This window comes from Nocardioides maradonensis, from assembly GCF_054777115.1.
In genome coordinates this window covers 121,025-138,884 of sequence record NZ_BAAHAZ010000004.1, presented here as the reverse complement: position 1 = coordinate 138,884, position 17,860 = coordinate 121,025, and the positions used below count along the sequence as shown (strand labels likewise).

Sequence of the window (17,860 nt, the reverse complement as noted above, 5' to 3'; positions counted from 1 at the left end):
TCAGCAGGCGGAGGCGAGCGTCGTGACGCTCGGCTGCTCCTCGATCGACGGCGTGGTCGTGACGACGGCGCCGCCGCGCTGGCCCGCGCCCGCACTCATCGTCCATCCCACGTGGACCTGCTGGCCGGGGTCGAGCTGGAGGAAGGTCATGCCGACCTGGCGGCCGTCCTGGTCGACGGTCTCCAGGTGCGACTTGCGGCCGTCGATCGTGAAGCCGGACAGGCTGCCGCCTGTCGGGGCGAAGATGCGCAGGGCGACCAGCTGGGAGCCGGGCTGGATGCCGTACACCCCACCACCGGTGATGTACGCCGGCAGCCGGGCCGCGTCCTTCGGGGCGGTCGAGCTCAGGGTGGCCTGGCCGGTGAGCTGCTGGGTGCCGCCGGTGCACGAGGTCGGGCTGACCTGGACGGCGGAGCGCAGGTAGTACGACATCTTGGCGCCGGTGGTGTCGTTCAGGGTGACGGCGACGCGGGGCCGGTCGTCGTCGGTCGGCGGGTCGAGCTCGCCGGCGATCGCCGTGCCGGACAGGTCCTGCTGCTGGGCGTCGTCGAACAGGTGCACCGCCAGGCGGCGCTCGGAGGTGGCGCGGGACAGCGCCGACATCAGCGCCTTCGGCGACCCGGCGCCGTCGGTGAACCGCTGGAAGGCCGTCGCCGCCACGCCCGCGAAGAAGAGGTCCTGCTGGGCCGGGTCGGGCAGCCGCAGGTAGGTCCGGTGCAGGAGCTCGTCGACCACGTCGGCTCCGGTCAGGTGGACGCCCGCCACATCGATCGGGCCTGTCGCGTCCAGCAGGTAGGCCATCGTGACGGTGTCGACCATCACGACGCCGTCGAGCCTGGTGGCGGGGAAGCGCTGCTCGGAGCGCGCCCGCATCAGCGCCGCCGCACGCGGGACGTCCGGGGTCATCGTCATGTCCCGGAAGTCGGTGCCGAGCAGGCTCGAGTAGAGCGTCCTCTCCGGCTTGGTCAGCGGCAGCGCCGGCTTCGCGGTCTGGCCGAACGAGGCGCCGGAAGCCTCGCGGACGATGCTGAGGTGGCCGTCGCGCGCACGGAGGTAGACGACGACACCGGGCAGACCGCCCGTCCCGCGCACCTCCGCGTTGTTCTCCAGCGCGAGCAGGTACGTACGCGGCCGCCGGTCACCGAGCAGGGTCGGCAGCAGCGTGGTCGCCCGGTCCGCCGAGGCGAGCGCGGTCGCCGCGCTGTGCACGTCGTCGCGGAACTCGGTGAACCTGGCGGCGAGCGGACCGACGTACCCGCTGCTGTCCTGGGCGGACAACTCCTGGTCCGCCCGTGCGAAGGAGGCCTGGGCCTGTGCGACGGGACGCCGCAGCGCCCGGAAGGCCTCGAGGTCGATCGCACCGTTCTTCGGCAGCAGGCCGTCCACCCGGTGCGAGACCGCGACCAGCGGCTCGATGCCCTGGCCGGCGAGGTCGTCCAGGACCCGGCTGGTGACCCGCACCCCGTCGGCGTCGTCGCCGAAGAAGGGCAGCGCGGTGAGGATCGACCAGGTGGTCCCGGACGTACGCGACGAGGCCTGGCTCGCGGTGCCCCGCAGTGCCGCGAGGTCGCGCTCCAGCGCCGCCGTGTCCCGGGCCTCGACGTCGCTGCGGACGGCCTTGGCCTGGTGGACCGCGGCGTTCAGCTCACGCTCGACCTGCCACGCCTGCCATCCCGCCCAGACCCCGAAGAGGACGACCAGTGCCCCGATACCTCCGCCGGCGAGGCGGAGGGCACGTCGACGGGTCAGCGAACGACGACCTTGCGCGTCGCGCTCGACGCGGTGAACACGCTCGAGCCGCCGGTGTAGCGGACCGTGCAGGTCCAGGTGGCGCGGAAGCTCAGGACCGGACCGGAGACCAGGACCCGGCCGCCGCGGTAGCCGCGCTGCGGACCGTTGAGCGTGCGCACACCACCCTTGGCCAGCGGGCGGGTGCACGTCATCCGCAGGTTGCCGGCCTTGACGGTGGCGTTGCCGGAGACGGGCTCGACCCGCACCCACATGTCAGGGCGCGAACCCTTCGGGATGTCGGTCCGGGCGGACAGGATGACGACCTTGGTCGGGACCGCACCCGGGTAGGGCGCCGCCTGAGCGGACTGGACGGTCCCGAGCCCCGTCATCGCCACGACCGCGGCGACAACAGCCAGCGCCAGCTTCTTCATCAGATCCCCTCACAGCACGTGTCCGAGCCAGCAGCCCCTTCTGCTCCCAGCGGGTGCCAGGGTTTCACGGCGCGTCGGAGCCGCGCTGGGGAATCCGGCAAAAAGCCGTCCGGTTCGCGTGACGTGGATCTCAGCGCCGGAAGTGCAGCCCGACCTCGGGGTCGACGAGAACCTCCTGGGCGGCCGGGAGCCCGTCCACCTCGAGCTGGACGTCGACAGGCGTGTTCCGCTTGAGCAGGCCGAGCGCGATCGGCCCCAGCTCGTGGTGGCGGGCGCTCGACCCGACCCGACCGATCGGCCTCGGTCCGTCGGCGCTGATGTCGGCGCCGACCGTGGGCAGCCGGTTCTCCGAGCCGTCCAGGTGCAGCAGCGTCAACCGCCGCGGCGGCCGGCCGAGGTTGTTGACCCGGGCGACGGTCTCCTGGCCGCGGTAGCACCCCTTGTCCAGGTGCACCGCGGACCAGGGCTGGCCGGGCAGCAGGCCGATCTCGTTCGGGATCGTGCGCTCGTCGGTGTCGATGCCGAAGCGCGGCTCGCCCCGCTCGATCCGCAGCGCCTCGAAGGCCCACAGCCCGGCGGCCGGCCCCGCCGCCTCGGCGTACGCCGGGAGCTGGTCGCGCGGCACCAGGTCGTAGCGACCGGGTCTCGATACGCCGCCTCGTTCCTCGGCGGCTGCTCGACCACCGGAAGGTCGCCAGCAGACCGCCTTCTCGGCCGTCACGTCGGCGACCTCGACGCGCATCATGAACCGCATCCGGTCCAGGAACTCGATGAGCGCCGCGCCCCTGCCGGGCTCGGTGTGCGCCACGAACGCCTCACCGTCGTCGACCCCGGTGAAGGCGTGCTCGATGTGCCCCTGCGGGCTGAGCACCAGCGCGTTCACCCCCACCCCTGGCTCCAGCCCCTCGAACACCTGGGTGGTCAGCGAGTGCAGCCAGGTGAGGCGGTCGGGACCGGAGACCGTGAGGACGTCGCGGTGGGACAGGTCGACGAACCCCTCGCCCGCGGCGAGCGCGCGCTGCTCGCCGTACAGGCTGCCGTAGTGGGCCGCGACGCCGGCGTCGATGCCGTCACCGGCCACCGCGCCGGGCAGCGAGAGCAGCGGCGAGCTCATGACGCGGCTCCGCAGTCGTCGCACAGGCCGAAGACGGTGAGGTGTCCCATGTCAGGTGTGAACGCATGGCGGCTGCGAAGTGTTTCCACGAACGGCGCCGCATCCTCGGCGTCGACCGAGATGACCTTGTGGCAGCCCCGGCAGACCAGGTGGAAGTGGGTGTGCCCCCGCGTCGAGTGGTACGTCGGAGCCCGGTCACTCAGGTGCGCATGCCGGACCAGGCCGAGCTCCTCGAGGACCTCCAGCGTCCGGTAGACCGTCGAGGCGTTGACCGCCGACGCCGTGGACTGCACGTGCGCGAGCACCTCGTCGGGGGTCGCGTGGCCGAGCTCGTCGACAGCGGCGAGGATCAGCTCGCGCTGCGGCGTGAGGCGGTAGCCCTTCTCGCGAAGGGTCGCCCGCCAGTCGCCGGAACTAGGCACGCTTGAGCCTCGCCCAGAGGTGGGGCTGCAGCTCCTGTCCCATCGCCTGCATGTCGTAGGCGTAGAGCAGGTCGCCCTCGACGTTGCCGTACATCCGGTGACCGGCCTCGACCGGCTTGGCGCTCTCGGTGTAGCCGACGCCCGCGGTGTGCAGCTCGACCTTGCCGTTCTCGGCCTTGCCGTACCAGATCTCGGTGATGCCGGTGTTGTGGGTCAGCACCAGCTCGAGGTTGCCCTCGGGACGGGCCCGCAGGAACCCGGTCTCCAGGTGGGAGTCGCGGATCTTCTCGCCGTTCTCGTCGGTCAGCCAGGCGCGGGCGAAGTAGTGGAAGAACGGGCGCCCGTCGTGGGTGAAGATGAGCTCCTCGCCGTACTCGAACGCGTCGATCGTCGGGTAGTCACCGTGCCCGTTGCCGCGCCAGGTGCCCAGCATCCAGGCGATCGGCGCGCAGTCGGGGTGCAGGTTGTCCGGAAGCTCGAAGACCACGCCCGCAGTCTAGTGGCTCCGGTTGCGCGGCCTCGGTGCTCAGGACCTCGCCCGCCGGTGCGGGTGGTGGCGGACGATGGCGGTGCCGACGGCCGGCTTGGGCTGGCTCGACACTCCCCCGGCCGGCGGCGTCCACGACCAGGCGCGGACCCAGTCGACGTCCATCGTGTTGACGTCGGGGGTCTCCGGCGTCGTCGCGTTGGGAGCGCCGTCGAACGCCTGCGACAGCACGATGTTGAACGGCTGGTCGAACGGCTCCGACCCGACGAGCTTGGAGGTCGGGATCCAGGAGTACTGCCAGCACATCGTGCCGTCGAGGTAGAAGTACATCCGCGTCGTCGTCCACGCGACCGCGTAGCGGTGGAAGTCCTCGGGCGTCGCGGTGGTGCAGGTGGCGCCCGAGCTGTAGCCGAAGGTCTCGCCGTCGTAGTGGACCGACGGGTACGCGATCGTGGGGTGGTTGCTGAACCACTCCGCCACGTCGATCTCCCCGGACCGCGGCCAGGCGCCGTACGTCAGCTGGTTGGGGGTGAGCCACAGGGCCGAGTGGACGCCGGTGGCCCGGGTCGCGGGGAACCGGGCGCGGAACTCGAACCAGCCGTAGGTCTGCGCCCACCGGTTGTACGTCGTCAGGGTGCCGACCTCGCTCTGCGAGGTGAAGTCGCCGTACGGGCTGTGGCAGGTGAAGGGGGCCGCCGTACGCCGTGCGACCAGGTGCGCCTGCCCGTCCGAGACCGAGATCGTGTCCGGCGAGCTGACGAAGCAGTCCTGGTTGAGCGTGGTCATCCCGCTGATCGTGGAGTCCTGCCCGATCCACTTCGAGGGGTCGTAGGTCGTCCCGTCGAAGTCGTCCTCGAAGGAGCACACGTACGTGCCGCCGACCGGGCCCTTCGGGTGCTCGCCACCGCAGGGCGGTGCGGCCGCGATCGGAGCGGCGTCGCCACTGGCGGTGAGGGCCGTGAAGGCGACCAGCAACGACAACAGCACAGCGCCCACTCGCATAACGGCCCTCAGCATAGGTCCCTTCCTCCCGGTCCGCGGCTCGTCTGGTTCCGAATCGGCCGGTCCCGCGCGGGTCTGACCGATTGCGGGCAGACTGTGCGCCGTGCCGACCCCCGTCGCCGTGTCCACGGCCCGTCGCGCGGTCCGCGCTGCGCTGGCGCGCGAGGCCAGCGGTGTCGATGCGTGGCGGTGGCGGGAGGGCGTGTCGCCCGAGGAATTCCTGGACGCGGTCACCGAGCACCGCCTCGGACCGGTCCTCGCCGGGGCCGCCGACGCGCTGCACCTGCCCGCGGAGGTCACGACCGCGTTGCGGGCGATGCGCGACCGCGACCGGCTGGCGGCGATGGCTCTGGTCCGCGCGACGGCCGCGGTCGACGCGCAGCTCGCCGGCCTCGACCACCTGTTCCTGAAGGGTCCCGCGCTCGCCGTCCAGAGCGCGGGTGACCCGACGGCCCGTGGCGCGGGCGACATCGACGTGATGGTGCGGCCCGCGGACCTCGGGCGCGCCGTCGACCTGCTGCTCGGCCACGGCTGGTCGGCACGCGACGGCTACACCGTCAACCAGGCGAGCTGGGCCTGGCAGCACCAGTCGCGGGCGACGTACGAGCTGGGGCTGGTGGGCCCGCTCGGGACCCTCGACCTGCACTGGCGCCTCGACCCGACGATCGGTGGCCTGCCCGACTTCGACGAGCTGTGGGGCCGGCACGCCCGGGTCGACGTCGGGCCGGTCCGGCTGGCCACCCTCGCCCGGCCCGACGCGTTCCGGCACGCGCTGCGCCATGCCGCGAAGGACCGCTGGTCGAGCCTGCGGAGCCTGGTCGACATCTCGCGGTTGGCGCGCGACCCCGCGAGCTGGCCGGCCCGTCTCGACCGGATGGAGCGCGCGACGCTCTCCGTCGTCGACGCGACCGTGGGCCTGCCCTCCTCCGCGCCGAGGTTCGGCACCACCGCCCGGGCCATCCCCACCGCGCTCTACACGCAGGTGCACACCGACGACCCGATCCGCTTCCCGGGCGACAAGGCCCAGCGCTTCACGCGCTACCTGCTCGCCTCGGGCCGGGGCCCGCGCAACGTGCTCGCCACCGCGTCCGCGCTGGCGCTGCCGCCGGTGCTCACCGCCGACATCGAGGAGGCCGACGCGCTCCCGGCCCTGCGATCGGCCCTGACCCGCCGGGTCACGCACGCCTGGCACAACCTGCGGGAGCGCGCGTGATCGCCGCGATCCGCGCCTACCTGCACGTCACTGTCGAGGCCTGCGGCCGGTGGCGGCTGGTGCGCCTGCAGCTGGCGGACCTGGTGGGTGCGGTGTCCGAGGCGGTCGTGCTCGCGCTGCTGATCCCGCTCGTGCGGGTGCTCGCCGGTGCCGGTACGTCGCACGTCCCCGGGCTCGGCTGGGAGCTGACCGCCCCCGTCTCGACGGGCGCGCTGCTCGTCGCGGTCGCCGTCCGGGCGCTGACCCAGTGGTACTCCACCGTCGCCGCGAGCGCGATCAAGCTCGCCACCACCAACCACCTGCGCCTGGAGGCCCTGCGCAACGTCCTGCGCGCCGACTGGCAGCACCTGGTCCAACAGCGCCGCAGCGACATCGTGCAGGCGACGACGACCGAGATCGAGCGGACCGACGCCGCGCTCGGCCTCCTGCTGCGCCTCGGCGTGCAGAGCCTGATGGCGGGGGCGACCGCGCTCGTCGGGCTGGCCATCTCCCCGATCCTCGGCGGAGTCGCCGTCGCCACGCTCCTCGCCGTGACGGCGGTGACCCGGCGCAGCGTCCGTCGTACCCTCCACCTGGGCCTGGAGTGGAACCGGCGCAACGCGATCTTCGGCGCGACCGTCACCGACTCCCTGTCGTCGCTGCGGCTGATCCGCGCGCACGACGCGGCCGACGAGTGGGCCCGGATGCTGCGCGAGGCGTCCGACGCCGGCCGCCTCATCGAGAAGAGGTACGTCGAGATCGGGGCCGGTCTCCAGGCGGCGCTGGGCGTCGCCGGTGTGGTCGCCGCGGTGGCGCTCGTGCTCGTCGGCCACGGGCTCGGCCTCGGGGTCGCCCCGCTGCTGGCGCTGGCCGTCGTCACCTCACGCCTGCTGTCGACCGCGCGGTCGCTGCTGCAGAGCGTGCAGGCGTTCGCCCAGCTGGCGCCCGCGCTCGACGGCGTCCAGCGGATCAGCCGCGAGGCCGCCGCGCACGTCGACCCGGCATCCGGCGTACCCACTCCTCCGCGGGCCGGCCCACCGCCCACCATCGAGCTCCGCTCGCTGTCCGCCGGGTACGCCGCCGACCCGGTCGTCCGCGACCTCTCCCTCACGATCCCGCCCGGCTCGTTCGTCGTGGTCAGCGGCCCGAGCGGCGCCGGGAAGTCGACGCTGCTCGACGTGCTGCTGTGCCTGCTCGCTCCGTCCGCCGGAGCCTTCCTCGTCGACGGCGAGCCGGTCACCGACGTGACCGCCTGGCGCGCCCGGATCGGCTACGTGCCGCAGCAGACCGTGCTGGTCCCGGCCACGGTCCGGCAGAACCTGACCTGGTCCACCCACGCGCCGACGACCGACGACCAGCTGTGGGATGCGCTCGAGGACGCCGGCGTCGCGGGCGCCGTACGCGCGCTCCCCCAGGGCCTCGACACCGAGCTGCAGGACTTCACCCAGCTCTCCGGCGGCGAGCAGCAGCGGCTGTGCATCGCGCGCGCCCTGGTGCGCGCGCCGCAGGTGCTGGTCCTCGACGAGGCCACCGGCGCCCTCGACATCGCGACCGAGAACGCTGTGCTGGAGCGGTTGCGTGCACGGGGTTGCACGATCGTGATGGCGACCCACCGGCCGGGTGTGATCGAGAGCGCACAGCAAAGGATCGACCTGCTGCCGTGACGCCTCCGCGAGTGGCCCGTTAACATCGTGTGATGGCCCGTCGCACGCCGACGCGACGACGGCCGAGACCATGTGAACCAAGCGCTCGCAGCGCGCCTGTGGGGAGGCCGAGAATGACGAAGAAGACCTGGGTGAAGCCGACGGTGACGCCGCTCGCCGCGGCCAAGGACGCTCAGCTGCTGACCGGCACCACCAGCGACGGCGCGACCGGCAAGCAGAACGCCTCCTGACGTTGCGGCTGGCCGGTCACTGGGACCGGCCCGCTCCCGATCTCGCCGTGGTCAGTGGCCCGGCGAGGATCCCCACCGACCTCCTCCGCTCCTGGCTCACCGACGGATGCCGCGGCCTGCCGCCCGTCCGGCAGGGATTCGCGGCCGCGCTGCTGCGCCCTGACGGCTCCGCCCTCGTCGCGGTCACCAACCGCTGGGAGCTCTCGCTGCTCCACGCGGACTCCCCCCAGGGCACGATCGTCGGCACCCACCCCCGCGACGTGATCGCGGCACTGCCGGCACCGCCGGCGCTGGACCGGACCAAGCTCGCCGACCTCCTCGCCCTGCACGACGACCCGGTCAGCACCGTCTTCGAGGGCATCCGCCGGCTGCCGCTCGGCCACCTGCTCCGGATCACCCCCGGGCGCCCCACCACCGTCGAGCAGTGGTTCCGGCCGGAGACCGAGCCGGACCGGGGAATCAGCGTGGCTGAGGCCCCGCGCCTCGTGCTCCGGGCGATCGAGGAGGCGGTGGCGGCCTCGCTGCCCGAGTCCGGCCCGATCGCCGCCACGCTCTCCGGCGGCCTGGACTCCTCGACCGTGGTCGCCACCGCCGCCCGCCTGGTGCGCGGGTCCGGACGCACGATCGAGGCCTACACCCACGTCCCGATCCGCGGCACCAGCGACCCGTCGCCGGGCTGGGAGGCCGACGACGGCCCGTACGCCGCGGCGACGGCGGCCCACGTCGGCGGCATCCGCGTCACCCCGCTCGTCAACGACGGTACGACGACCCCGCTGGTCGCCTCCGAGGCAGCCATCCGCGCGACCTGGCAGCCGGCGTTCAACCCGAGCAACCAGGGCTGGTGCAACGACGCCGTGCACCGCGCCGAGGCGATCGGCAGCCCGATCCTGCTGACCGGCGCGTCCGGGAACTTCACGTTCTCGCGCGGCCGTGCCGGGATCGTGCGCGACCTCGCGTACGCCGGTCGCTGGCGGGCCGTGGTCGCCGACGTACGGGCACGCCACGCGGGGGGCCTGGGCTGGCGGCCGGCGACGCGCGAGCTGCTGCGCGAGGTGGCTCCCGACCCGCTGCTCCGCCGCTACCGACGGCTGCGCGGCATCGACGTGGACGGATCGCTGCCCGGCGTACGGGACCTGCCGTTCCGGCCCGAGCTGATCAGCGACGGCGCCCGCGCCGAGCTCGCCGCGATGTCGCGCACCTACCGCCCGGGCCGCCGCGACTTCGTCGAGTCCGCGCTGCTGGACAACGCCCGTGTGGGGTTCGTCCAGAACCTGTCCGACGCGGTCTGGTGGAGCGACCCGCTCTCCGACCCGGCGGTGATCAGCCTGGCGCTGCGGCTGCCCGAGGAGGCGTGGCTCGTGGGCGGCCTCGACCGCGGCCTGGCCCGCACCGCCACCGCCGGGCTCCTGCCCGACGTGGTGCGGCTGCGTCGCACCCTGGGGGCGCAGGGCGCCGACACCGGCCGGATCGTCGGCGGCCGCACCGCGCCGTACCGGGAGCTGCTCGAGCGCATCCAGGCCTCGCCGACCGCGTCCGCGGTGATCGACACCGCCCGGCTCGAGGCGTCGCTGGGGCCGGAGTTCGCCGACCCCGAGGCGGTCCTCCACTGGCAGGGCGTCTTCGGCCGGGCGTTCTCCTTCGGCCAGTTCATCTGCTGGTACGAGGACGAGGTCCTCAGCCGACCTCCGAGCTGAGCTTCTCGACCGCGTCCACCACGGCCGCCACGGTGTCGCCCACCGGCGGCCGCCGCAGGTCCCAGATCGAGACCTGGCGGCACACCGACACCGTCCAGTCCAGGAACGCGGCGCGGTGCTCGGGCAGCCGGCAGATCCGGTAGCGGTCCGCCGAGAGGGCGATCGTCGGCACGGCGGCGAGGCCGTCGACCCGGCGCAGCGCGACCTGCCCGTCCTGAGCCTGCCGGCTCAGGACCACGACGGCCGCCAACGGGCGCGGGCCGAGGTCGGCGTCGAGGCGGTAGGCGCGCTTGCCGGTCGACGGGAGCAGCCGGCCCACCGCGGGATCCGCACCGATCGCGCGGGCCGCCGCGTCGCTGAGGTGGATCGGCCGGTCGACCGGATGGGCGATCGCCCCATCGGGGCCCGGCCGCACCGCGACGATGTCGTCGCCGGCCAGGCTCCAGCCGCGCTGCAGCAGCTGGAGCGTCGTCGTGGACTTGCCGGCGCCCGAGTCCCCGACCAGCGCGACGGCGGCACCGGTCGGGCTGACCACGAGGCTGGCGTGCAGGTTGAAGTCCCCGCGGAAGGTGAGCAGGGCGCGGGTCGCCGTGGCGTAGAGCAGCCAGTCGGCGCTCGCGCGGGTGGCCGGGTCCGGGGCGGAGAGCAGCACGCGCCCGGGCTCGACGTACACGACCGCGCCGTGGGCGGCGAACCGGATCCGGTCCGCGTCCGCGCACCACCACGGCTCGACCACGACCGCGGCGTCCCAGGGCTCCGGGACCGGTCCCTCCTCGACAGGGACGTCGAGCACGACGCGGGTGAGCTCCGGCGTCCCCAGCTGGATGGTCATCGAGTCAGCTGAGCGCGACCAGGTGGTGCCGCTCGAGCGCCTCGACGAAGGCCCGCACGTCGCGGGTGCAGTCGGCCGCCGACACGTCGTACTCCTCGGTGAGGGTGCCGACCAGGGCGTCCAGCGACTGCGGCTGCTCGAGCAGCGCCCAGATCCGCTGGCCCACCTCGTCGAGGCCGAGGTACTCCAGGTCGTCGTTGAGCAGCACGCGTACGTCGTCGAACTGCGCCTCCACGACGCCGGCGGTCCGGCTGATCTGCATGCGCCGATCCTAGTGGCCGAACTGGTTCACCGGCCGGTGCCCGCCCTGCTCCCCACCGACGACGACCAGCCCCGACGCGCCCACGAACCAGGCGTGCGGCACCTGTGAGGGGTCGGCGACGTCCAGGCCGATCACGACCAGGCCGGGAAGCCGGCGCCGGCGCAGCATCAGGCTCGCGGCCACCGCCTGCTCCAGGCAGTTGGCACCGGTACGCCGGACCGCCGCGCCGATCGCGCCCGCGACCTCGGCCTCGCGGCCGGCCAACGGGCCGGTCTGGATCGCGACGGTGGTCGAGCCGTTCGGGCCGAGCAGCCGGGCCCAGCGGCGCATCGGCACGCGCAGCCGGACGACGTGCGCGAAGCCGAGCAGAAGGAGCGCCTCGACGACCCGGGCGCGGTGTGCCCACACGCCCCGTCTGCCGCCCACGGGCCCAGCGTAGGGTGCCGCCATGGCTCGCTCCCTCCTGGTCAAGATCACCTGCGCCACCGAGGCCGCCGAGCGGGCGAACCAGGGGCTCACCGTCGCTGCGACGGCCGCCGCCTCCGGCGTACCGGTGTCGCTGTGGCTCGCGGGCGACGCGACCGGGTTCGCGCTCCGTGACGGGGCGACCACGCTCGACCTGCCGCTCGCCACGCCCGTCCCCGAGCTGATGGCGGCCATCCTCGAGCTCGGCCGTGTCACGGTGTGCGGCCAGTGCGCCGCGCGCCGCAACATCTCCGAGAACGACATCGCCGGCGGCGCCCGCATCGCGGGCGCCGCCGGCTTCGTCGAGGAGGCGCTCCTGGACGGGGTCCAGGCGCTGGTCTACTGAGTCGGTCGGCTCAGGCAGCCGTGGGGGTACGGCGACGGGCGTAGGCGACCGTGCCGACGCCGGCGCCCGCGAGCACCAGGCCGGCGATCAGCCAGCCGAGGTCGGGACCACCCGTGTTCGGCAGACCGCCACCACCACCGTTGTCGTGGTGCTCGCCCTTCTGGCCGCTGACCGCGGCGCGGGTGGCGTTGCTGGACGGCAGGTACTGCGCGGTGTTGCTCGGGCTGAACCGACCGGTGATCACGTAGCTGCCGGCCTGCGCGACCTGGCCGGACACGGTGGTCGAGCCGTTGATCGGGACACTGCCGTTGGCGGCACGCAGCACGACGCGAGCCGAGCGGGTCGCACCGGAGGCGCGGGTGATGGTGTACGCCAGGTCGCCGGCCGGGGTGGACCCGTCCGAGGCGGTGACTGTGAACTTCACCTTGAGCGGCTCACCCTTCTTCGCCACGACCACCTTGATGTGGACCGCGGTCGGCAGCTTGTTGCCGTAGGCGTGGGCCGGAGACGTGAACGGCACCATGAGGGTCGCGAGAGCGACCACCATCAGTGCGGCGATTTTCCTGATCACGAACTTCCTCCAGACATAGGCGCACCCGACCCCCGTGGGCGTGGCATCGGCTCAGTGTAGGGCTGCCCCCGCCGGGCGGTCACCCGGACGCGGGACTTTTGGCCCGATCGGGACGTGGCGGGGACCACAACGGACGCGGCGGAGGAGGTCATTGCAAGGCCCTCCGGCGGTAGAAGAACCACGCGATGGCGGCGAGGACGAGGCCCCCGGCGACGTACCACCAGGGCGAGGTGCCGCCGTCCACGGGCGCCGGCTGGCTGGGTACGGCGACGGGCGCGTCCTTGCTCGTGCGCGGCTTCGCGGCGACGAGGTGGCCGAACACGACGCTGCGGTTGTCGGTGTGGAAGATCTCCGAGCACGAGAACAGGGTGATCAGGTGGTTGCTCCCCGGCACCGGCTGCACGCCGCCGACGGACGGGTTCACCGGCGATGGCGCCGTGACCCAGGTGTCGGTGAACGGCACGATGAGATCGGTGCCGCTGTTGTCGAGCTTGTAGATGTAGGTGGTGGTGCGCGTCTCGACGTACACCTCGTCGCCCTTGCGCAGCGACGGGAACTTGGCGAACGGCTCGCCGTGCGTCACCCGGTGCCCGGCGAGGACGACGTTGCCGACCTGCCCGGGCTCCGCGGTGTTCGGGACGTGCCCGATGCCGGCCGCCAGGACGCTCTCGGAGTCGCCCTCGAGGATCGGGACGCCGTACGTCGACCCGAACCGCGGCACGTGCAGGATCCCGATCGCGTCGCCGAACTTGGTGCGGACCGTGTCCTCACCCGTCTGCCAGCCCTTGTCCAGCTGCGAGGTGACCTGCTCCTGACGCTGGTGCGAGACCCAGTTCGTGCCCCAGAACTCCCAGGCCACCCAGGTCAGGATGGCGAGCCCGGCGAGGATCAGCCCGACGCCGAGGAGGAACAGCGGCCTGCTGCCGCTGCTGCGTCGGCGGCTGGAGTCACCGTGGCCGCCGTGGCTGCCCGATCGCGACGAGCCCGAGGGTCGCGAGCGGCGGACCCGGGTCCGGGTCACGCCGTCGGTCGGGGCCTCCGCCTCGATCGCCTCGGTGTCGTCGCTCATTCGTCTCTCCTGCACAGGCTCTCGGCGGATCAACGCCGTTCGCGCGGCGCGGTCACGGCATCCGTCCAGAGTAGGAGGTGTCCGGCGTCACGCAGGGCGACGGGTCAGCCGGAGGCCGAGCAGGTACATCTCGCAGCCGAGGCAGAAGCCGAAGGCGGCGTTGAGCAGGGCCGCCACGACGGCGAAGCCCACGGCGACCTGGCCGAGCAGGGTCGCGCCGGTCGCGTAGCCGAGGACCCCCACCACGGCGAACACCAGGCCCACCCCCTGGGCGAACCGGGGCGGGGCGGGGTCCTCGAGCTCAGTGGGCGGCGTGAGCCGCGGACGGATCAGGGTGCGGAAGACGGTGCCGGTGGGGGTGCGCTGCACCCCGAACAGCACGCCGATCGCGAAGAAGACGGCCTGGATGCCGACGAGGACCGCCGACGCGGTGTGGTTCGGCAGCACGAGCGCGGCGGCGAGCAGGACGAGCGTCACGGTCGCCGTGAACCGGGGCCCGCGCGGGTCGATGCCGGCCGGCGCGCTCATCGCGCCACCGCGGGGAGGACGGCCAGCACCTGGTCGCGCCGAGGCGCGCCCGCGGCACGGGCCAGCTCGACACCGTCGCCGTCGAGCACGAGGGTGGTCGGGGTGCGGCGTACGTCGAGAGCGCGGACCAGGTCCAGGTGCTGCTCGGCGTCGACCTCCAGGTGGGCCACCCCGCGCTCGTGCGCGGCGATGTCGATGAGCAGGGTGCGGGTCGTGCGGCACGGCGCGCAGAACGCCGACGAGAACTGGACGAAGGTCGCCCGCTCCCCCAGCTCCGCCTCCGGGAGGGCCGCCGAGATCGCCCCCCACCCTTCGCGAGTTCGGGCTTGTGGTCGACCCAATCCAGGGTTTCGGTCGACCACGAGCCCGAACTCGCGGTGGGCGAAGCGGCCGTCGGCGTGCTTGCGGTAGAAGCCGACCACCAGGGCAGCCAAGACCGCCACCGCGAGGATCGCGATACCGGTCATGGCTGCTCCTGGTGCTGGGTCGATCCGGGTGGATCAGATGTTGATGGTGACCTCGGCGACCTCGCCGACCTGGGCCTGGACGGTGCGGTCCACCGTCTCGGCGCCCGGAGCGAGGGTGCGCAGGGTCCACTGGCCGTTGCCGGCGAAGAACCGGAAGTGGCCGGTCGCCGAGGTCGGGACCTCGGCGGTGAACTCGCCGGTGCTGTCGAGCAGGCGCACGTAGGCGTTGCCCACCGGCTCCTCGCCCTTGAGGACCTGGCCCTGGATCACGGCCTCCTTCGCCGCGACCACGTCACCGAGCGAGACGCCGCCCGCCTTCGCGCCGCACATCAGAGGGTCCCCGGCTCGTCGCCGAGCGCCACCGGGACGCCGACCAGGCTGCCGTACTCGGTCCAGGAGCCGTCGTAGTTCTTGACGTTCTCGTGGCCGAGGATCTCCTTGAGCACGAACCAGGTGTGCGAGGAGCGCTCACCGATCCGGCAGTAGGCGATCGTGTCCTTGGAGGTGTCGAAGCCGGCCTCGCCGTAGATCTCGCGCAGCTCGTCGTCGGACCGGAAGGTGCCGTCGTCGTTGGCCGCCTTGCTCCACGGGACGTTCACCGCGGTCGGGATGTGACCCGCGCGCTGCGACTGCTCCTGCGGCAGGTGGGCCGGGGCCAGCAGGCGACCGGCGAACTCGTCGGGGCTGCGGACGTCGACCAGGTTCTTCACGCCGATGGCCTCGACGACCTCGTCGCGGAAGGCGCGGATGGTGTGGTCCTGCTCCTGCGCGGTGTAGCTGGTCTTCGCGCGGTCGGGCAGCTCGTCGGTCAGCTCACGGCTGTCGAGCTCCCACTTCTTGCGACCGCCGTCGAGCAGCTTGACGTCCTGGTGGCCGTAGAGCTTGAAGTACCAGTACGCGTAGGCGGCGAACCAGTTGTTGTTGCCGCCGTAGAGGACGACGGTGTCGTCGTTGGCGACGCCACGCTCGGACAGCAGCGCCTCGAACTGCTCCTTGTTCACGAAGTCCCGGCGGACCTGGTCCTGCAGGTCGGTGGTCCAGTCGAGCTTGATGGCGCCCTTGATGTGGCCCTTGTTGTAGGCGGTGGTGTCCTCGTCGACCTCGATCAGCACGACCTTGTCGTTGTCGAGGTTGTCGGCCACCCACTGGGCGGAGACGAGCGAGTTCTCGCGGCTCATGGTGAAAGTATCCTTAGTTGGTTGACTTAGTGCAATACCGTCGTGACTGACCGTCGTGAACAACGCGGGGAGGTCGCCGGGCGCAACAATCCACGCGAGGTGGATCAGAAGGAGCGCCCCGGTCAGTCGGTGCGGACGAGCCGCAGAGAGACCCCGCTCAGTGCATTCGACACAGCGCCGAGCTGACGCGGCAGTTGTCCACTGCGCGGCGCTTGGTCAGCAAGGTGGCGGGCATGACGGCAACCCTAGGGCGAGATGGACGTCGGCCCCAGCCATGGTTCCGCATCGTGAGACGACAGACCATATTCTGAGATCAGCAGGCGGAGGGCTCGGTCGCGGACTGGGTGCCCGGCGCGGATCCGGGCGTCACGGACAACTGCCAGCCGCCGCTCTGCCGGACGCCGGAGCGCATCACCCAGGACAGCGTGTGGGTGGATCCGGGCGCGAGGTGGATGCCCACGCCGGCGACCTGCCGGCGGTCGAAGGGGACCAGGGCCGGGTCGCTGACCTCGCGTCCGTCGATCGTCAGGCTGGCGATCGCACCGTCGATCGGCGAGGTCAGGTAGACGACGACGAACTGCTGGCCCTTGCCGATCTGGCGCACCGGGTCCGGCAGGCCGGTGACGCTGGCCGGGTAGCGCGCGATGTCGGGCGGCGCGGCGTTGGTGAGGGAGAGCGTGCCGACGGCGTCCTGGATGCCGGCGCCGCACGAGCGGGCGACGAGGTTCGCCTGGTACTGCAGGTAGTAGGACATCTTCGACTCGGTCGAGTCGTTGAGGTAGACGCCGGCCTGGGGCTGGACGGTCGGTCGCGTCGGGAACTCGCCCGCCATCGCCGTACCGTCGATCTGTGCCTGGTCCCTCGGCACGAAGGAGTGCATCCGCACCCGGCCCTCGGCCACGGCACGGACGAGCCCGCGGATCGCCGTGAGCGGGTCGCCACGACCGTCGGCGAAGGTGTTGAAGACCGCCCGCGCGACGGCGTTCTGGTAGTCGCTCTGCCGGTGCCGGTCGGAGGTCTCGAGGTAGATCTGGTTCTCGACCTGCTGCACCACGTTCGTCCACGTCACCGACGGGTAGCCGGCGACGGGCACCGTGCCGAGGCCCTGCAGCAGGTAGGACACGGCCACCGGGTCGACGAAGAACACCCCGTCCACCCGACCGCCGTGGTCGGCGACCCAGCGCGTGCGCACCAGGTCGGCGGCGCGCGGCACGTCCGGGGTCATCGTCGCGTTGACACCGGTGATGCGGAGCAGGTCCCCGAAGAGCTGCTTCTCCTCGGGGCTCAGCCGGATGCGGGGGTTGCGCGCCAGGTTCGCCATGTCGTCCTGGCTCACGATGTGGACCACGCCGTGGTCGGCATGGACGAGGGACAGCGAGCCGGCCAGGCCGCCGAGCGAGCGGAGCTCGGCGTTGTTCTCCATCACCAGCACGTAGTTGCGGGGACCGTCGGCACCGAGCAGGTCCGGCATCATCCGGGCCGCCCGGTACGTCGATCCGAGCATCGAGTGCGCGGCCGACACGATCGACCGCAGCGAGTCGAAGCGCACGCGCAGGGATCCGACGAAGCCGCTGCTGTCCACCGTGCCGAGCCGCTCGTCGGCGGCGGCGAAGGCCTGCTCGCTCTCCTTGGCGGGCCGCTGCATCGCGACGAGGCGGTCCAGCGGGAACCGGTGCCCCTTCGGCTGGAACGCGTCGCCGGTGACCTGGTCGGCGGCACCGACCACCGGCGGCACGCCGTGCCGACCGATGTCGGCCAGCACCGAGGACATCGTGGCGACACCCGATGCGTCATCCCCGAAGAAGGGCAGGTGCTCGGCCAGGCCCCAGGTGGGTCCCGACGACTTCGACTCGGCGTCGTACGCCGCGGACTGGAAGTGGTGCAGCGCCAGCCGCGCGCCCGGTACGTCGCCACGCTCCAGCGCGGCCTCAAGGATCTCGGCGTTCCGGGCCGCCTGGTCGAGGTCGTGGGCGATCGTCCACGCGCGCCACGCGCCCCAGACGACGACGAGGAGCACGACGCCGAGGGCACCCAGGGCGGCGGCCTGACGGGGGCGATCCCGCACCCACGCCTTGAGCCGCCGAACGGCCCGGGAGCGTCGACTGCGGCGGCGACGGACCTCGGGCGACACGGAGGCAGCCTATCCAGGCGTGACGACCGACCCCCTAAGATGCC

The 17,860-nt window shown here is 72.6% G+C and carries 21 protein-coding genes; 4 read left to right on the top strand and 17 right to left on the bottom strand.

The annotated features are described in order from the left end of the window. The 6 genes from ACYVAQ_RS05890 to ACYVAQ_RS05865 all read right to left on the bottom strand — a co-directional run bounded on the left by ACYVAQ_RS05890 (window position 1) and on the right by ACYVAQ_RS05865 (window position 5,202). On the bottom strand, window positions 1-1,461 hold the full coding sequence (locus ACYVAQ_RS05890) for a DUF4012 domain-containing protein (RefSeq protein ID WP_460787555.1): 1,461 nt from the start codon (window positions 1,459-1,461) through the stop codon (window positions 1-3). A gap of 284 nt (window positions 1,462-1,745) precedes the next feature. Beyond that, entirely contained in the window at window positions 1,746-2,162 is a 417-nt protein-coding gene (locus tag ACYVAQ_RS05885) for a hypothetical protein (protein ID WP_460787554.1), read from the bottom strand. Window positions 2,163-2,292: 130 nt separating this feature from the next. Further along, window positions 2,293-3,276 carry a CAF17-like 4Fe-4S cluster assembly/insertion protein YgfZ gene (ygfZ, locus tag ACYVAQ_RS05880; RefSeq protein ID WP_460787553.1) on the bottom strand — a complete coding sequence of 328 codons (984 nt, stop codon included), beginning with the start codon at window positions 3,274-3,276 and terminating at the stop codon, window positions 2,293-2,295. Then, the gene (locus tag ACYVAQ_RS05875; protein WP_460787552.1) at window positions 3,273-3,698 is read right to left on the bottom strand and encodes a Fur family transcriptional regulator; all 426 of its coding nucleotides are present in this window, start codon (window positions 3,696-3,698) and stop codon (window positions 3,273-3,275) included. Before ACYVAQ_RS05875 ends, ygfZ begins: the two co-directional genes overlap by 4 nt. Next, window positions 3,691-4,185 carry a heme-binding beta-barrel domain-containing protein gene (locus ACYVAQ_RS05870; protein WP_460787551.1) on the bottom strand — a complete coding sequence of 165 codons (495 nt, stop codon included), beginning with the start codon at window positions 4,183-4,185 and terminating at the stop codon, window positions 3,691-3,693. Before ACYVAQ_RS05870 ends, ACYVAQ_RS05875 begins: the two co-directional genes overlap by 8 nt. A gap of 39 nt (window positions 4,186-4,224) precedes the next feature. Next, window positions 4,225-5,202, bottom strand: coding sequence for a glycoside hydrolase family 16 protein (locus ACYVAQ_RS05865; protein WP_460787550.1), 978 nt, complete (start codon window positions 5,200-5,202; stop codon window positions 4,225-4,227). A gap of 88 nt (window positions 5,203-5,290) precedes the next feature. Here ACYVAQ_RS05865 and ACYVAQ_RS05860 point away from each other — a divergent pair, with 88 nt between their 5' ends. The 3 genes from ACYVAQ_RS05860 to ACYVAQ_RS05850 all read left to right on the top strand — a co-directional run bounded on the left by ACYVAQ_RS05860 (window position 5,291) and on the right by ACYVAQ_RS05850 (window position 9,967). Beyond that, the gene (locus tag ACYVAQ_RS05860) at window positions 5,291-6,400 is read left to right on the top strand and encodes a nucleotidyltransferase family protein (RefSeq protein WP_460787549.1); all 1,110 of its coding nucleotides are present in this window, start codon (window positions 5,291-5,293) and stop codon (window positions 6,398-6,400) included. Continuing rightward, window positions 6,397-8,043, top strand: coding sequence for an ATP-binding cassette domain-containing protein (locus ACYVAQ_RS05855; protein WP_460787548.1), 1,647 nt, complete (start codon window positions 6,397-6,399; stop codon window positions 8,041-8,043). Before ACYVAQ_RS05860 ends, ACYVAQ_RS05855 begins: the two co-directional genes overlap by 4 nt. Before the next feature lie 277 nt (window positions 8,044-8,320). Further along, window positions 8,321-9,967, top strand: a complete 1,647-nt coding sequence (locus tag ACYVAQ_RS05850; protein ID WP_460787547.1) for an asparagine synthase-related protein — start codon at window positions 8,321-8,323, stop codon at window positions 9,965-9,967. On the opposite strand, the gene ACYVAQ_RS05845 is transcribed toward ACYVAQ_RS05850, so the two are convergent. From ACYVAQ_RS05845 to ACYVAQ_RS05835, 3 genes are read right to left on the bottom strand one after another with little or no spacing between them, the layout of a single operon-like run. After that, window positions 9,948-10,799 (bottom strand): hypothetical protein, encoded by an 852-nt coding sequence (locus tag ACYVAQ_RS05845; RefSeq protein ID WP_460787546.1) that lies wholly within the window; start codon window positions 10,797-10,799, stop codon window positions 9,948-9,950. The two genes, ACYVAQ_RS05850 and ACYVAQ_RS05845, sit on opposite strands and share 20 nt — an antisense overlap. A gap of 4 nt (window positions 10,800-10,803) precedes the next feature. After that, a complete protein-coding gene (locus ACYVAQ_RS05840) occupies window positions 10,804-11,061 on the bottom strand; it encodes a PqqD family peptide modification chaperone (RefSeq protein WP_460787545.1) in 258 nt (85 codons plus the stop codon). A 9-nt stretch (window positions 11,062-11,070) separates the two neighbouring features. Next, window positions 11,071-11,487: a lasso peptide biosynthesis B2 protein gene (locus tag ACYVAQ_RS05835; RefSeq protein ID WP_460787544.1), complete on the bottom strand. Its 417-nt coding sequence runs from the start codon at window positions 11,485-11,487 to the stop codon at window positions 11,071-11,073. A 22-nt stretch (window positions 11,488-11,509) separates the two neighbouring features. Between ACYVAQ_RS05835 and ACYVAQ_RS05830 the strand changes: the two genes are divergently transcribed. Beyond that, a complete protein-coding gene (locus tag ACYVAQ_RS05830; protein WP_460787543.1) occupies window positions 11,510-11,872 on the top strand; it encodes a DsrE family protein in 363 nt (120 codons plus the stop codon). A gap of 10 nt (window positions 11,873-11,882) precedes the next feature. Here the strand turns inward: ACYVAQ_RS05830 and ACYVAQ_RS05825 are convergent, their stop codons facing one another. From ACYVAQ_RS05825 to ACYVAQ_RS05790, 8 genes are all read right to left on the bottom strand, one after another. After that, window positions 11,883-12,443, bottom strand: a complete 561-nt coding sequence (locus ACYVAQ_RS05825) for a hypothetical protein (protein ID WP_460787542.1) — start codon at window positions 12,441-12,443, stop codon at window positions 11,883-11,885. Between the two features lie 148 nt (window positions 12,444-12,591). Then, window positions 12,592-13,512, bottom strand: coding sequence for a class E sortase (locus ACYVAQ_RS05820; RefSeq protein ID WP_460787541.1), 921 nt, complete (start codon window positions 13,510-13,512; stop codon window positions 12,592-12,594). A gap of 87 nt (window positions 13,513-13,599) precedes the next feature. Beyond that, window positions 13,600-14,040, bottom strand: coding sequence for a DUF4395 domain-containing protein (locus ACYVAQ_RS05815; protein WP_460787540.1), 441 nt, complete (start codon window positions 14,038-14,040; stop codon window positions 13,600-13,602). Then, complete coding sequence (locus ACYVAQ_RS05810; RefSeq protein WP_460787539.1) at window positions 14,037-14,507, bottom strand: TlpA family protein disulfide reductase; 471 nt, start codon at window positions 14,505-14,507, stop codon at window positions 14,037-14,039. Before ACYVAQ_RS05810 ends, ACYVAQ_RS05815 begins: the two co-directional genes overlap by 4 nt. A 33-nt stretch (window positions 14,508-14,540) precedes the next feature. Then, the gene (locus ACYVAQ_RS05805; RefSeq protein ID WP_460787538.1) at window positions 14,541-14,837 is read right to left on the bottom strand and encodes a DUF1416 domain-containing protein; all 297 of its coding nucleotides are present in this window, start codon (window positions 14,835-14,837) and stop codon (window positions 14,541-14,543) included. Beyond that, window positions 14,837-15,685: a sulfurtransferase gene (locus tag ACYVAQ_RS05800; protein ID WP_460787537.1), complete on the bottom strand. Its 849-nt coding sequence runs from the start codon at window positions 15,683-15,685 to the stop codon at window positions 14,837-14,839. The genes ACYVAQ_RS05805 and ACYVAQ_RS05800 overlap by 1 nt, the downstream gene beginning before the upstream one ends. Window positions 15,686-15,842: 157 nt before the next feature. Continuing rightward, the gene (locus tag ACYVAQ_RS05795; protein ID WP_460787723.1) at window positions 15,843-15,920 is read right to left on the bottom strand and encodes a putative leader peptide; all 78 of its coding nucleotides are present in this window, start codon (window positions 15,918-15,920) and stop codon (window positions 15,843-15,845) included. Window positions 15,921-15,998: 78 nt separating this feature from the next. Next, on the bottom strand, window positions 15,999-17,816 hold the full coding sequence (locus ACYVAQ_RS05790) for a DUF4012 domain-containing protein (protein WP_460787536.1): 1,818 nt from the start codon (window positions 17,814-17,816) through the stop codon (window positions 15,999-16,001). Window positions 17,817-17,860 lie beyond the last annotated feature (44 nt).